A 14,975-nucleotide genomic window follows, 5' to 3' on the forward strand; every position below is an offset into this window, starting at 1 on the left:
CGTGTCAAGAAGGGCAACAACGTCAGGCGTTGCGCGGCAACAAAATCTGTATCTGCAAGCCTCCCGCTGCGGGCAGCGTGGCATTAATCGTGCCGCCGTGTGCCTGGCAAATCGCCCGCGCAATCGACAGGCCCAGCCCGCTGCCGCCCGAGTGGCGGGCGCGTGACGCCTCACCACGCGCAAAACGCTCGAACATCAACGCCAGAAACGCCGCAGGAACGCCCGGGCCGCTGTCCTGCACGGTGATTTCGTAATGATCAACGGTGTTGCGCGTGCGCAGCTGCAGCTGGCTGCCACTTCCGGCGTAGCGCAGGGCGTTTTCCAGCAGGATGGTGAAAACCTGCCCGAGTCGGAACGGATCGACCGGCAGTAATGTCTCCTCAGCCAGCGCTACCCCGGTGCTGATGCGCGCTTCATCCAGCTGCGGTTTGATCCACTGCAGGCGCTCGCGCAGGATATCGGCCGGGTTGCAGCGGACTTTCTCCAGCGTGAGCTGGCCGGCATCCGCCAGTGACAGCAGATGCAGCTCATCGATCAGCCGGTGCAGACAACTGAGCTGCGCCATGATCAGGGCGAGCTGACGTGAGTCAGCGCTGAACACGCCATCAAGCAGCGCCTGCAGACGCACCATGGCGGCGTTGAGCGGCGACCGCAGCTCATGCGCCATGGCGACATGCGACGTACGCAGCTCTTTGTCGTAACGCGCCAGCTGGCGCGTCATCGCGTTGAAGTTGTGCGCGAACTGCGCCAGTTCGGCGGGCGCTGCCGGTGTCAACGCCGCCTGTGCACCGAAGTCGCCTGCGGTCACCTGGTCTGCCGCTCGTCTGAGCTGGCTGAACTGTGCAGAAAGCGGGCGCGCGTGGCGCAGCCCGAAATAGGCAATAAACGGAATAGTCACCAGTACCAGGATGCCGACGGTGATCCAGTCCGAGGAAGCAATGGACGGATCGGAGTAGCGTATGCCCCACCAGCTATCAATGATCTGGTGAAAGCGCGCGGGATCGCGTTCCGGATGCGCACGCAGGGCGAGAAATTCACGCAGAACCGCCGGCGGCATATGGTGCGTGATCCACAGGTACTGCACCGTGAAGCGCAGCCACATGCACAAAGCAATCAGTACCACGGTACCGATAGCCAGCGTCAGAATGCGCAGACAAAGCCAGCGCCAAAGCGTTTGTGGAGATTTTTCTGTCATGGCTGGCGGAACCGGTAGCCTACGCCGCGCACGTTGAGCAGCACGCCCGCCATACCGGCCGCTTCCAGCTTTTTGCGCAGGTTATATACGTGGGTATCAATCACCCGCTCCAGCGCGTCGCTGTCCGGCATACACTGCTCCAGCAAAAACGGGCGGCTCAGCGCGCGCACCGGTGCGCGCATCAGCGTGACCAGCAGCGTGAATTCGGTTGGCGTGGTATCAACGCAAAGCACGTTACCGGAGGCCTGCGTGACGGTAACCGTCATCGCGCCGCTGTTCACCTCCAGCCCCTGCCAGCGCAGGATCTCTTCCTGCGGCGTTTTTACCGCGCTGCGCCGCAGCACTGCCTGCACGCGTGCCACTACTTCGCCGGGATGGTAAGGCTTGACCACATAATCATCCGCGCCGTAGCGCAGCGCACCGATGCGATCGGGCGTATCGCCCATGGCCGTGACCATAATCACCGGCACCTCGCTGCTGCGCCGGAGTTTTGCCAGCACCTCGGTGCCGTTCAGGCCGGGCAGCATCACATCAAGCAAAATCAGATCGGGCTGCCAGCGCAGGGCCAGCTCAAGTCCGCTCAGGCCATCCGCGGCAACACGCACCGCATAATTTTCCCGTAGCAGATAGGCCTCCAGCACCTCAGCCGCGTCAGCGTCGTCCTCAATAATCAGGATATTTTTGGTCTGCATAACTCACCTTGACAGTTTCTTCATAAATCCCTGGCTGTTTGTTGACACAGCCCCGGGATACTTCGGCCTCGCGCTGCGGCTGCCCGGGCAAGGGGCGGTAAACGGACCGATAAAGAGGTGACACGATGATAACCAGAAAAACGCTGATGTACATGACCCATCTGCTACTCATGATTTCCGCTGCCGCCAGGGCGGATGGCGACGCAAAGACCAGCCTGACGCTCGGCGCGGGGGCGCAATTCGCGCCACGCTACAGCGGATCGAATAAAACACGGGTGCAGCCGGTACCGATTTTCCAGGCCAGAGATGGCGCATTTTTTGCTGATGCCCAGAAAGGCATCGGGTACGACCTGCAGAGCGACAGCGGGTTTTATCTGGAACACACGCTGGGTTATGGCCTGGGCCGAAGCGATAAAGATTCAACGTGGCGCGACGGCGCCAGCCGGCTGCAAGGCATGGGAAACATCAATGCGACGGTCAATACTGCACTGGCGCTGGGCTGGCAGCTCACGCCGTGGCTGAGCGCAGAGGGCAAAGCGGTGCTGCCGCTTAGCGATGATCAGGGCGTGAACTATCAGGCATCCGTTACGCTGGTGCCCGTCCAGCGCGACAGCGATACCGTTGCACTGCAGACGGCGGCACTGTTTGGCGATGCGCGTTATATGAATACCTGGTATGGCGTGAGCGATGTCCAGAGCAGCCGCAGCCGGTTTTCACGCTACGATGCCGGCGGCGGCTTCTATGGTGTTGCGACTACGCTCACCTGGAGCCACCAGTTTGATGCTCACTGGGGCACGCTGGTCAGCGCGGGTTACAGCTGGCTGGGCGATCGCGCCGCGGACAGCCCGATCGTGTCCCGGCGCGATCAGGTCACCGGCACTGTCTGCTTTAGCTACACCTTCTGAGAAACGTTATCGGTGGCTGCACAACGCCCGGCCGGCGCGCTGTGCAGCACGACAACTATTACGCGGACATGCCGCCATCAATCACCAGTTCGCTGCCGGTAATATAAACACTTTCGTCCGATGCGAGGAACAGGGCGGCCGCCGCAACTTCGTCAGGATGGCCGAGGCGTTTGGCCGGTATCTGCGCGCTGAATGTCTGTCGTACCTCGTCGCTGACCTGGTCAAACATCGGCGTGTCCGTCGGGCCAGGACTAAGCGTGTTGACGCGAATGCCGCGCGGTGCCAGTTCGCTGCTCCAGGTGCGGGCATAGGCGCGCACCGCGGCTTTGCTGGCCGAGTAAGCGCCATAGCCGGGATTGGCCATGCCGCCTGCAATCGATCCCACCAGCACGATGGCACCGCCTTCCGTCATGTGCTTCACCGCATGCTGTACGGTGAATACCATGGCACGCACGTTGAGGCCGAACGTGCGGTCAAAGTGCTCTGCGCTGGTCTCTTCGAGGCTGGCGGGTTCAGCCACGCCAGAGGAGTTCACCAGAATATCGAGACGTCCGGCGCGGGCCTGCACGGTGTCAAACAGACGGGCAACATCGTCTGCGCTGGTGAGGTCGCCTGCTATCGCCTCAATGCGACCGCCAGTCAGCGTGACGGCTTCGGCCAGCAGCGCTTCGCGTCGCCCGGTGATGAAAACGTGGACACCTTCCTGCACAAAACGGCGCGCGATGGCGAGGCCGATACCACTGCCGCCGCCGGTCACCAGCGCGACTTTTCCTTCGAGTTTCATTATGGCTGCTCCAGAATGAGAGGGGTGGACGGCTGATGATACATTTCGTATATTTAGTGTCAATTACGCACCTTATCTACATTAGATATACATAAGGAAACCCCATGCCGACTGATATCTCGGCGCTGCTGGCAGAGATCAACAGCACCCGTCCAATCCTGGAACAGGTCGCCAATAAGTGGTCGGTATTAATTCTGACCGTGCTGTGCACTGAACCCGCGCGCTTTAACGCGATCAAGCGCCGTCTTGATCCGATTACCCACAAGGCACTGACGGAGGCGTTGCGCCGGCTGGAGCGTAACGGCCTGATTAGCCGCCGCGTGATCGCCTCGTCCCCGGTGGCGGTGGAATATGCCATTACGCCGCTGGGCCAGACGTTGCAGGATCCGTTTGTTGCGCTGGTGAAGTGGGCCAGAGAGCAGGGCGATGCGATTGAAAAGGCACAGATTGTCTATGATCAACGTCGTGCCAGCGAAGAATAAAGCGTGGCGGCCGCCGGCTATTCAGGCGGTCTGTTAATCGCATGCTCAACATGGTTTGCCGTTCTTCTCCTCGCCGCTAAATTAGCCCACATAAAAACGGAATTATTAAATTCGACTCGCCGGAATTTAATTACGTCATTTCAGGAAATTTCACGCTGCGTTATTATTTGTGTGCAGGAAAAAACGGTTAAAAATTTTGAATGGGTAAAGCAAATGATTTCAATAACACCTCTGCAGGTTTGCGCTACAGTATTAGCACTTGATTATTTGAGGATGTTTCCATGAAATTTTTGAAAAAAACGGCGCTGCTTTCTCTGGTGGCATTATATGTTCCCCTGTCACATGCCGCAGCGACGGAATATAACCTTGACCCGCAACATACTTCTGTGGTGATCGCATGGAATCACTTTGGTTTCTCTCATCCGACTGCTGATATTTCTGATGTTTCCGGTCAGCTGGCTTTTGATAAAGAAAACCCGGAAAAGTCACAGGTTAATGTGACCCTGCCGTTAAAAACGATTGACACGCATGTGCCAGCGCTGACCAAAGAGTTTTTGGGTAATGAGTATTTTGACGTTAAAAAATATCCTCAGGCCACCTTCCACAGCACCCATGTGGAAAGCAAAGGCGATAATAAATATGATGTGCAGGGTAATTTAACCATCAAAGGGATCACTAAGCCGGTTGTGCTGCATGCCACGCTGAACAAACAGGATATGCACCCTATGGTTAAAAAGCAGGCGATCGGTTTTGATGCCACCGGCGTCATTAAACGCTCGGACTTTAAAATCGATAAATATGTTCCGGCCGTGGGCGACGAAGTGACGATTACGCTCTCTACCGAGGCGTATGCCAAATAATGCATTGCGCGCTTAATCGCGCGTTTTTTCTCTGCATCAACCTGCTGCGCTATGCGCGTGTTCAGCGCGAGCTGGCGCAACAGGTTGTCTGTACTTCTTCCCCGAGTGCAGCATCACTGCCTGTCAGCGCATTTCTCGTCAGCACCCTCTGACGCTTTGCCTCATCACCTGCCTGCAATTTCAGACCTTTAGCAATAAAGCCGAAAAAAACCACCAATTCATAACCTTGCGATGATCGCCAGTACAGCGCCTGATTACCTGATGGGTTTTTACCCTGCTAACAGCGGCCAGTGAACTATATTTTTACCCACTGAAGTGCGAAATCATGGGTTTAGCAGATAACCGGCACGATAACGGTTACTGATTTTGGTGACTTATCTGACAACCACGGTTGTTAGCTGAACAGAAGGGAATATCATGCCATTACTTCCTGGTGAGTTATCTGGTGCGCCGACATGGGTACCTGCTGTATTGCTCGTCACACTCTCGCTACTGCTGGGTTTTCTGGCCCGCTTTCTTCTTCTCAGGTTTATCCGCTACTGGCAAAGCCGCGATCGCAAGCTGTTTAAATCGCTGGAAAAGCATCTGCGGGGATCGTTATTTTTATTCATTCCATTACTGCTGATCAATATGGGGATGAATTATGTGCATCTTGATCCTGGGTCACTGAGCTTTATCGCCACCACGCTTAATATCTTTATCATCTTATCGTTCTGTTCCATTTTGATTCGTCTGATTAACGTAGCGCAGGATATGTTGTTTATTCGCTACGATATCAACCTGTCGAACAACCTGCGTGCGCGTAAAATTCGTACGCAATTAATCTATGTTAAAAAAGTGGCTATCGTCATCCTGGTACTGTTTTGCCTGAGTTTAATTCTGCTCAACTTCCCCGGTGTACGTAAATTCGGCACCACCATCCTCGCGGGTGCCGGGGTCGCCGGTATCATTATTGGTTTCGCTTTGCAAAAGTCGCTGGTGAATCTGTTTGCCGGCATTCAGATTGCTTTCACCCAACCGATAAAAATTGACGATGCGGTGGTGGTCGAAAAGGAGTGGGGCTGGATTGAGGAAATCAATCTGACTTATGTTGTGGTGCGCATCTGGGATTTACGCCGTCTGGTGCTGCCCATCACCTATTTTACCGAGAATGCATTTCAGAATTGGACGCGAAATAATGCGCAAATATTGGGGTCTGTGTTTCTCTATGTTGATTACTCGATGCCGCTGGCGCCGCTGCGCGAGCATTTTGAAAAAATCCTCAATGAGACCCGGCTCTGGGATCGTGAAACTCAGGTACTGCAGGTGACCGATACCACGGAAAAAACCATGACCATCCGTTTACTGATGACCGCGCAGAACTCACCGACGGCATGGGATCTGCGCTGCTATGTACGCGAGAAAATGATTGAATTCATTCAGCAGAATTACCCGCAGAGTCTGCCACAGGTGAGAGCCACCCTGACCGACGCCGACAAAGCATAGTGCAGGCTGGCGATGGGGCATTGCACGGTAGTTGCTCAGGTTGCCATTGCTATCCGGCGTCATTATCAGGGCCCTTGTCGGGGCCCTGAACAGGGCGTTTTCTCCGTCCGTTTTTACTGACTCTTTTCCTTATACGCCTCCGCTGCCTTTGGCAGATCTTTACGCAGTTTTGCCACCTGATCCGCGCTTACCGCAGGTGCCTGATTGCCCCAGCCGTTACGAATGAATGTCACCAGATCCGCCACCTGCTGATCGTTGAGCCGCCAGGCAAAATCAGGCATAGCCAGCCCGGTGACCGCCTCCTTCGTGACAGCCATTTTGCCGCCGCGCAGTACAATGCTAATCACCGATGAAGGATCATCACTCAGGATCGCTGAGTTACCGACAAGAGAAGGGAAAGTTTTGGCATAGCCTTTGCCGTCCAGGCGGTGGCAACCTGAGCAGTTATCCATATACAGCCGTGAACCGGGTACGCTGATGTCTCCCCGGATAAGCGCGGCAGTGGTGGTATCGGCGGATGGCGCAGACGGCGCATCAGGGGCGGAAGCCGGCAGTGATTTTAAATAGCTCGCCACCGCTGCAAGATCGGCCTGGCTGAGATATTGCGTGCTGTGCTCTACCACATCCGTCATAGAGCCGAACGCGGCTGAGGTGTTGGTACGACCGGTTTTCAGGAATAACGCAATATCTTCATTTGACCAACTGCCGAGTCCTGACTTCGCGTTGCCGGTCAGATCCGGCGCATGCCAGCCCTCCAGTGTCCCGCCGGTCAGGTACGTTTTACCCTGCTGATCTAACGATTTTTCCTGATAAGCAATGCCACGCGGGGTATGACAGGTGCCGCAGTGACCCAATCCCTGCACCAGATAAGCGCCACGATTCCACTCCGCACTTTTGGTGGTATCCGCTGCGTAAGCGTTATCGTCGTGGAAAGCCAGATTCCACAGGGCCAGTGGCCAGCGCATATTCAGTGGCCATGGAATATCGCTTTTTCTGTTTTCCGCATGAACCGCCGTTACGCCATGCATCATGTAAGCATACAAAGCATGCATATCTTCATCGTTAACTTTGGCATAAGCCGTATAAGGCATCGCTGGATACAAATGGCGCCCGTCTTTCGCTATTCCCTGACGTAATGCTTTAGCAAAGTCGTCATAGGTATATTCGCCAATACCGGTGGCTTTATCCGGGGTGATATTGGTCGAATAAATTGCGCCAACCGGCGTCATCATTTTTAATCCGCCGGTAAAGCTCTCTTTTCCGGCAATCGAGTGACAGGCAACGCAATCTCCGGCAGTGGCAATATATTTACCCTTGCTGATGAGTTCCGGAGAGATATCTTCCGCTGCAGAGGATAAAGCACAGAATAGTGTTAATAAGGACAGCCATTTCAAACAGGTCATTTTCATCTTCTTATCCTTATCCCCTTAAGCCTGAACCATTGGGCCTGGATTTTTCAGGTAAATCGTTTTGATTGCGTTAGCTGAAAATAGCGTGGTTGCGCCGACGATTCCCGTGGGGTTGTATGCATGGTTTTGTGGGAAGCAACTGGCGCCGGCCACGAAAACGTTGGACACGTCCCAACACTGCAGATATTTATTCACCACGCTGGTCGCCGGGCTGTCACCCATTATGGCGCCACCGGTAGTATGGGTAGATTGATAAGGACGAACATCGTAATGCGTAGATAAGTTTTTAAAGCCCATGTCGTAAGAGTCTGGCCCGATAGCCTTAATGATATTTTCCGTTTTGCCCGCCATGAACTGGGTCATTTTGAGTTCATTCTGCTGCCAGTCAAACGTCATTCTTAATAAAGGCAGCCCATAACCATCGGTATAGGTCGGGTCAAGATCAAGATAACATTGCTTATAAGGCATGACGGATGAACTGACGCCAATGCTCATATTATGCAGGTAGCTATCCCTGATTGCTTTTTTCCAGCCGCTGCCCCATTTAGGCGCATTTTTAGGCGTGACAGTTTGTTCAATAGGCCGGGCGCCGGTAACATGCGCAGAGACCGTACTGCCACCAATAAAGCCTGCAGCAGAGTGATCGAAGTTTTCACTGTTGTAATTATCAATATAGGCGCCTGACGCACCGGTGGCGGCAAAATGGTTAAAGTAGGTCTCTTTATTGAAGAACAGTTTTGCGCCGCCTAACATTTGATAGGCATAATTCCTGCCAACCACGCCTTCACCTGTCTCGGGATTATAAGGCTTACCGATTTTAGACAGCAAAAGCAGCCGGACATTATGCAACTGGAAGGCGCTGAGGATAACCATCGCGGCGGGTTGTTCGACTTCACTGCCATTTTCATCAATATAGGTTACGCCAGTGGCCAGTTTACCCGTGTTGTCTTTATTGACGCGAAGCACATGTGATTTACAGCGTAATTCAAAGTTATCGTATTGCTTAAGGGCGGGGATAACGCTGGTTTGTGGCGACGCTTTAGAATAGTTATAGCAACCGAATTTCTCACAAAAACCACAATAGTTACAGACGCCCAGCGCAACGCCGTACGGGTTGGTATATGCCTCAGTGCAGATGGCGGCGGGACCCGGGAAAGGATTGTAGCCCAGTTCTTTCGCGGTTTTTTCAAACAGCATGGCAGAATACTGGTAAAGCAACGGTTTGGTCGGGAAAGGATTCACGCGCTGCGCTTCAAAAGGGTTGCCACCTTCGATGATATTGCCATTCAGGTTCCCGGCCTGGCCTGACGCACCACAAATTTTCTCAAACTTATCAAAATAGGGTTCTATTTCACTGTAGCTGAAAGGATAGTCCTGCAGCGTCATACCCTCAGGAATAAAACTGGCACCATATTTTTCAGTCACCACGGTTTTCAGTCGGAGATCCGCTTCCAGTGGCCGCCACAGTAGACCATTCCAGTGTACGCCAGCGCCGCCCACGCCGTCGCCGGGTAAAAAAGAACCCATGCGGCGATAAGGTAAAGCGGTATCTTTCGTGGTATGCCTTACCGTCACGCTCTCTTTGGATATGTTCTGAAAAAGTTTTAGCCTGACACCATATGTCAGCTCATCAATGATACGGGGATAGGCAAAGTCAGGGTAAGTATCTCGCTGTTCTCCTCGTTCAAGCGCAACAATTTTTAACCCGGTTGAGGCTAATTCCATCGCCATCAACGAACCAGCCCAGCCAAAGCCAACAATAACTACATCTACAGGTTCTTTTTTAATCGTCATTTTTTTGCACCATACTTGCCAGAAATACTTACAGGGCCTAAAGGATAAGGTTTATCGGGGTTCTCCATAACCTGAATAAAGTCCGCGCGCGCGCCCGGAAAACCAATCAATTTCCAGGATGCCATGGTTTGATTACCGCCATGCACCGGATCGGCTAAATAACCTTCTTTAGTGTTCTGTAGTAACTGAGAGAAAAATAACTTGCCTGAAATAGTCTCAAGCACGATTTTTCCCGACTCCAGATCGTGTAAAATTGCTTCCTGTTTTTCTTTGCTTAAATCTGCGAAATTTTTCTGGAAATTTTCACGGCAGTATTTGTTCAGGTTGATAATACCCCGGCGGTAAATTTCCCGTGGCACCAGATTAGTCTGGTATCCCATCTCAGGAATCGACTCCTGAAATGGCGGGCTCATATACCACAGGTAACCATAGCCATAAGGCAATTCCATTTGCTTATCGATGTAAACGGGCACGCCTTCACTCACCGCACCGGGGCCGAATTCGTCTTCAGGAATCAGCAGGTCCGTTGCGGATAAAATAAATCGCCATTCGTCATTATTAAAAAATACCGGAACGTAGTGATAGGTCTCACTTTTTTCTTTAGCCGGAGCTGCAGAAGCCATCGCGCTCACTGCTGTGGTGCCTGCAAGCGCGGTGAAGGGGATAACAGAAAGGGTTTTCTGCAGAAATGACCTTCTGGATGTTTTGATTGGTTGCTCTTTTGATTTCATTCAAATGATTCCTGAGTACAAAGACATGGCGCTTTGCACTACTTGCTTTTGCCCACCCCCTTTCTTTCCCAGGGGAATAATAAATAACCTCAACTAATTGTTTTTCTGCATTCAATCCTCTGGCCATGCGGCAGCCCGATCTCTCAGGGATCGATGCATGCTGTAAGCAGTCTTACGGGATAGTCGTTGCGATTTTACATGGTGAAACGGTGTTGTACCATATGAAACAAGGTCATTTTGTCACCCTATTTGTAACGAAGATATACATGCGTGGTGGGCGAATTGTGATGAAATGGTCGTTTTCATTAACATCCGGTACCGGGTATATGTCCAGCGGACATCAGGCAGCACGGCAGCGGCAGGGGACGGCAGTCCATTTCTGGCATAAAAAAATGCCCGCAGAGCGGGCATAACAAAAAACTAGAGGAAAAATTCTCGTCGCAACGCTTGAGCTGTGTGTTGCGTCACTATAGTAGCAACGAAAATTCTCTCCTGCTGACAATGTTCGACGAGTTAATTTTGTTGCCGGGATTCACAGCGCACGCTTCCGTCGCCATTTCTCCCGTTCGCGGTGAGCTATCTCCGCTGTCCACGTTAACCCGCCCAGCGCGACTGGCGGATAACCCGGCAAAAATTCATCGGGCGAAATGCCGGTTGCTTATCAGCGATGACGTCAGCTTTCACGTTGCCGAAAGTCGTCGCCGGTTTGTGTTGAATGCCATCATAAAATGCCTGGATAATTTCTTCTTTAAACTGTGCCGGACGGGGATGCTGCTGCACCACGGCTTCACGTTGCTCATCGCTGAAGTGGTCATAGTCAATACCCAGCACATCCATCTCAACGCCGGCCGTCACCAGGGCGATTTCCCCGGCCATAAATTGCGGAATGCCGGGCGTCGTGTGCAGGGCAATCGCCGTCCACACTTTATCAATATCCGCCTGGGCAACCCCATAATGTTGCAGAAAATCGCGCGCCGCATTGGCGCCATCGACTTCAAAGCGCTTATCGCAACTGCAATGCTGTTGCGTCAGGCCCACATCATGAAACATGCAGCCAACGTAAAGCAGCTCGGCATCCACTTTGACGCCCAGTCGCTGACCTGCCAAAGCGCCCCAGTAAAAAACGCGGCTGGAGTGATGAAATAACAGATCCGATTCGATGTCACGTACCAGCGCGGTAGCATCGCGCGCCATTTTGCTGTCCGGAATACGAATGCCGTTAATCGTAAAACTCATGGTGATGTCTCCGCTTAGTGAAGTTGCGTTCAGCATAAAGCCGCGCGACAATGTCATGAATCTCTGTTTAACGATGATTTCTGACATTGCGATTTAAGCGGACAGCCAGACAATGACTCACCATAACATTACCCTCTTGGCCGTTCCCGGCGCCCAGCTGCTGGATATTTCCGGGCCGCTGGATGTGTTTGCCGAGGCAAATCGGCTGCTGCATCGTCAGGTGTATCAGCTCAGCGTGATGTCGCTGCAGCACACCAGCATCCGCTGCTCGTCTGGTGTCCGGCTGGAAGCCGACGTTGCGCTAACGGCGGCGACACAGCATCGCGCCGATACCTTTCTGGTTGCCGGAGCACCTGACGCCAGCCAGATGCAGCTTTCCGCCAGTGAGCGCCAGCAGATTATCGCGCTCTGTCAGCGCAGCCAGCGTTACGGCTCGGTGTGTACGGGGGCGCTGCTGCTGGCGCAAACGGGTTTGCTGAACGGCAGGAAAGTCACTACTCACTGGGCGTGTGCGGAACGGCTGGCATTACTGCTACCCGATGCGCAGGTCGAAGCCGATGCGCTGTATGTGGCGGATGGTGCATTACGCACGGCAGCGGGGGTGACGTCCGGACTGGATCTGGCGCTGCGGCTGGTGGAAGAGGATCTCGGGCGCGAGCTGGCGCAGGAGGTGGCCGCCAGCCTGGTGATGTTCTTCCAGCGCCCGGTCACACAGGGACATTTTGTGCGTAAACAGCAGGTGTCCCTGGCCGGTCGCAGCGCCTTTCAGGAGATGCAGCGCTGGGCAATCGCGCATCTGGCACAGATTCGCGGGCTGGAAGACCTGGCGGCGCACATGCACCTCAGTACGCGGCATTTAGCGCGTCTGTTTCAGCAGGAGATGCAGATCCAGCCTGGCGCATGGCTGGAGCAGGCACGCATCAGCCACGCGCGGGCTTTGCTGGATGCCGGTGAGCTGCCGCTCAAAGCGATCCCGGCGGCCTGCGGTTATCACAGTGCCGATGTGATGCGCCGCGCGTTTGTCAAAGTGACCGGCATGACGCCGTCGCTGTATCGCAAAATGTTCCCGCCGCCGCGCTGAGTGTGCATCGCTGTCTGCATTCTCGTCCGGCTGCGCCATCCAGCCGGTTATTCCAGCGTGTTGCTTTCCAGCTTATGCGTTGCAGTCCCGCGCGTTGACCACCAGCAGAGCAGCGAACCGAGGCAAACCATCGCCGTGCCTTGCCAGAAGGAGAAGGTCAGGCTCGAGTTAAGGATAAAAGCGGCTATCAGCGACGAAATGATAGGGATAAAGTAGGAGGCTGCGGCTAACAGCGTGACATTGCCGTGCAGAATGCCGACGTTCCACGCCGCATAGCCGAGCCCCATCGCCATCGCTGCCAGCGCCAGGCTGATGCACGCCTGCAGCGAAAACACCACGGGCGGCTGCGGTGATAGCAGCGATTTCAGCCACAGCGTCAGCGCAGTTAAGATGAAAAACAGCGTGATGCCGTTACTGCCTTTAGCGCTATTTTTTGTCACCACACAATAAACCGCCCAAATCATCGCACCGCCAAATGCCAGACCATAACTGAGCGGATTATCCATTACGTTGTCGATCATTTCGCCCAGTGAAAATCCCCGATCGCCGCTCAGTACCCGACAAATACCGGCGACGGCCAGCAGGAGCCCGGGAATAATCAACGGGCTGGTCTTTTGCCGGTTAACCATCACCGTCAAAACGATGGTCATCGCCGGCCACAGGTAATTAACCATGCCGACTTCAATCGCCTGATGGCCGCTATGAGTAAAACCCAGCGACAGCGACAGGCAGAGCTCATAGCAGACAAACAGCAGGCTGCCGATCAGCAAATAGCGGCGGGGAAACTGGCGCAGGTCAGGAAAACCCACGGTGAGCAGCAACAGCAGGGCGCTGGCACTGTAAATCAGCGCGGCACCGGTTACCGGACCAAAACTTTCACTGACGCTTTTTATTAATCCTACAATCGTGCTCCACAGCAGAATGGCCAGCAGACCAGTCAGGGTAGCTTTACTCTGCGGCATTACCCGTTACCTCAATGTGTGAAAAATCGCGGCGTGCTCGCCAGTGTGGCGGCTGGCGGGGACGCAGACAAGATGAATCTGCAGGTTGCCAATGTGACTGGCCGGAAAGCGAACCCGTCTGCAGACAAAAAGTTGAAAAAATATCCTGATTAAAATCAGTGTAATAGAGAAGTGATGTAAACCTTCACTAAAAAATATCTTGCTATTAAATAGCGCACTATATAAATTCACTCTCAGTTCAGAACACGACCATTGAGTCATTATTATTTAAATAGCGTGCGATATAATCGCAAAAAATATTAAAGGAGTAACACCATGAAATTACAACACTCTCTGCTTGCCATGGCGATGGCTACTGCGTCTGTAAATAGCTTTGCTGACGCACCACAACCTGAACGTCACGTGCAGCAGTTTTTACAGGCGCTGAACAGCAGCGGCGGCAAACCGATTGAGCAACTGTCACCGCAGGCGGCGCGCCAGGTGCTGATTGATGCGCAGAAGGGCGTAACGCTGCCGCCGGCCGACGTCACTGAAAAAACCATTCAGGTAAACGGCCAGCCCATTAAGCTGAATATCGTAAAACCGCAGGGCGCACAGGGTACGCTGCCGGTATTTATGTTCTTCCACGGCGGCGGCTGGATCCTCGGTGATTTCCCGACCCACGAACGCCTGGTGCGCGATCTGGTGGTGGAATCTGGCGCTGCGGCCGTGTTTGTGAACTATACGCCGTCACCCGAAGCGCATTATCCGCTGGCCATCAATCAGGCTTATGCGGCGACACGCTGGGTGGCGGAACACGGTAGCGAGATTGGTGTCGATGGCAAGCGCCTGGCGCTGGTTGGTAACAGTGTCGGCGGTAACATGGTGGCGGCGGTCGCGCTGCAGGCTAAACAGCAGCAAACGCCAGCAATTCGTTATGACATCATGCTGTGGCCGGTAACCGATGCGCGCTTTGATACCGCTTCGTATCACCAGTTTGCCAACGGATATTTCCTGTCGCGGAACATGATGAAATGGTTCTGGGACGCCTACACCACCAAACAGAGCGAACGCGACAATATTCTCGCTTCGCCGCTGCGCGCCACGAAAGAGCAGCTGCAGGGCTTACCGCCAACGCTGATTCAGACGGCAGAACTGGATGTGCTGCGTGATGAGGGTGAAGCCTTTGGTCGCAAACTGGATGCCGCCGGTGTGGATGTCACCGTGACGCGCTATAACGGCCTGATTCATGACTACGGCCTGCTCAATCCGCTGAGCGAGGTGCCGGCAGTCCGCACTGCGATTCGCCAGGCGGCGGAAGAGCTGAAAACCCATCTGCAGTAAGCTTCAGGCCAGGCGCGGCGGCGTCTGGCCCGTTCA

14 protein-coding genes are annotated in these 14,975 nt (G+C 54.0%); 6 read left to right on the top strand and 8 right to left on the bottom strand.

Annotated elements, in window-relative coordinates:
- Positions 1-22 precede the first annotated feature (22 nt).
- Together F3J36_RS08480 and F3J36_RS08485 are read right to left on the bottom strand one after the other, a co-directional pair.
- Positions 23-1,195, bottom strand: coding sequence for an ATP-binding protein (locus F3J36_RS08480; protein WP_166719441.1), 1,173 nt, complete (start codon positions 1,193-1,195; stop codon positions 23-25).
- Positions 1,192-1,887, bottom strand: a complete 696-nt coding sequence (locus tag F3J36_RS08485; RefSeq protein WP_021509002.1) for a response regulator transcription factor — start codon at positions 1,885-1,887, stop codon at positions 1,192-1,194. Before F3J36_RS08485 ends, F3J36_RS08480 begins: the two co-directional genes overlap by 4 nt.
- A gap of 125 nt (positions 1,888-2,012) precedes the next feature.
- On the opposite strand from F3J36_RS08485, the gene F3J36_RS08490 reads away from it, so the two are divergent.
- Positions 2,013-2,792, top strand: coding sequence for a MipA/OmpV family protein (locus F3J36_RS08490; RefSeq protein ID WP_166719442.1), 780 nt, complete (start codon positions 2,013-2,015; stop codon positions 2,790-2,792).
- 58 nt (positions 2,793-2,850) lie between these two features.
- On the opposite strand, the gene F3J36_RS08495 is transcribed toward F3J36_RS08490, so the two are convergent.
- Complete coding sequence (locus F3J36_RS08495; RefSeq protein ID WP_166719506.1) at positions 2,851-3,579, bottom strand: 3-oxoacyl-ACP reductase family protein; 729 nt, start codon at positions 3,577-3,579, stop codon at positions 2,851-2,853.
- Positions 3,580-3,680: 101 nt separating this feature from the next.
- On the opposite strand from F3J36_RS08495, the gene F3J36_RS08500 reads away from it, so the two are divergent.
- The 3 genes from F3J36_RS08500 (at position 3,681) to F3J36_RS08510 (ending at position 6,403) form a co-directional block, all read left to right on the top strand.
- Positions 3,681-4,058 carry a helix-turn-helix domain-containing protein gene (locus F3J36_RS08500; protein WP_166719443.1) on the top strand — a complete coding sequence of 126 codons (378 nt, stop codon included), beginning with the start codon at positions 3,681-3,683 and terminating at the stop codon, positions 4,056-4,058.
- Positions 4,059-4,339: 281 nt separating this feature from the next.
- Positions 4,340-4,918, top strand: a complete 579-nt coding sequence (locus F3J36_RS08505) for a YceI family protein (RefSeq protein ID WP_058759072.1) — start codon at positions 4,340-4,342, stop codon at positions 4,916-4,918.
- A 417-nt stretch (positions 4,919-5,335) separates the two neighbouring features.
- Positions 5,336-6,403 (top strand): mechanosensitive ion channel family protein, encoded by a 1,068-nt coding sequence (locus F3J36_RS08510; RefSeq protein ID WP_058770269.1) that lies wholly within the window; start codon positions 5,336-5,338, stop codon positions 6,401-6,403.
- 113 nt (positions 6,404-6,516) lie between these two features.
- Here F3J36_RS08510 and F3J36_RS08515 read toward each other — a convergent pair whose 3' ends face one another.
- The 4 genes from F3J36_RS08515 to F3J36_RS08530 all read right to left on the bottom strand — a co-directional run bounded on the left by F3J36_RS08515 (position 6,517) and on the right by F3J36_RS08530 (position 11,573).
- On the bottom strand, positions 6,517-7,812 hold the full coding sequence (locus F3J36_RS08515; RefSeq protein WP_166719444.1) for a cytochrome c: 1,296 nt from the start codon (positions 7,810-7,812) through the stop codon (positions 6,517-6,519).
- A gap of 18 nt (positions 7,813-7,830) precedes the next feature.
- Positions 7,831-9,606 carry a GMC family oxidoreductase gene (locus F3J36_RS08520; protein ID WP_166719445.1) on the bottom strand — a complete coding sequence of 592 codons (1,776 nt, stop codon included), beginning with the start codon at positions 9,604-9,606 and terminating at the stop codon, positions 7,831-7,833.
- Positions 9,603-10,337, bottom strand: a complete 735-nt coding sequence (locus F3J36_RS08525; protein WP_166719446.1) for a gluconate 2-dehydrogenase subunit 3 family protein — start codon at positions 10,335-10,337, stop codon at positions 9,603-9,605. The genes F3J36_RS08520 and F3J36_RS08525 overlap by 4 nt, the downstream gene beginning before the upstream one ends.
- Positions 10,338-10,931: 594 nt before the next feature.
- Positions 10,932-11,573, bottom strand: coding sequence for an HD domain-containing protein (locus F3J36_RS08530; protein ID WP_166719447.1), 642 nt, complete (start codon positions 11,571-11,573; stop codon positions 10,932-10,934).
- 112 nt (positions 11,574-11,685) lie between these two features.
- Between F3J36_RS08530 and F3J36_RS08535 the strand changes: the two genes are divergently transcribed.
- Positions 11,686-12,654 (top strand): GlxA family transcriptional regulator, encoded by a 969-nt coding sequence (locus tag F3J36_RS08535; protein ID WP_166719448.1) that lies wholly within the window; start codon positions 11,686-11,688, stop codon positions 12,652-12,654.
- Between the two features lie 47 nt (positions 12,655-12,701).
- Here F3J36_RS08535 and yddG read toward each other — a convergent pair whose 3' ends face one another.
- The gene (gene yddG, locus F3J36_RS08540) at positions 12,702-13,616 is read right to left on the bottom strand and encodes an aromatic amino acid DMT transporter YddG (RefSeq protein WP_058775950.1); all 915 of its coding nucleotides are present in this window, start codon (positions 13,614-13,616) and stop codon (positions 12,702-12,704) included.
- A gap of 342 nt (positions 13,617-13,958) precedes the next feature.
- On the opposite strand from yddG, the gene F3J36_RS08545 reads away from it, so the two are divergent.
- Positions 13,959-14,939: an alpha/beta hydrolase gene (locus tag F3J36_RS08545; protein ID WP_369974302.1), complete on the top strand. Its 981-nt coding sequence runs from the start codon at positions 13,959-13,961 to the stop codon at positions 14,937-14,939.
- Positions 14,940-14,975 lie beyond the last annotated feature (36 nt).

Origin of the sequence: Pantoea sp. Cy-640, assembly GCF_011752635.1 — a bacterium.
Classification (GTDB): domain Bacteria; phylum Pseudomonadota; class Gammaproteobacteria; order Enterobacterales; family Enterobacteriaceae; genus Pantoea; species Pantoea dispersa.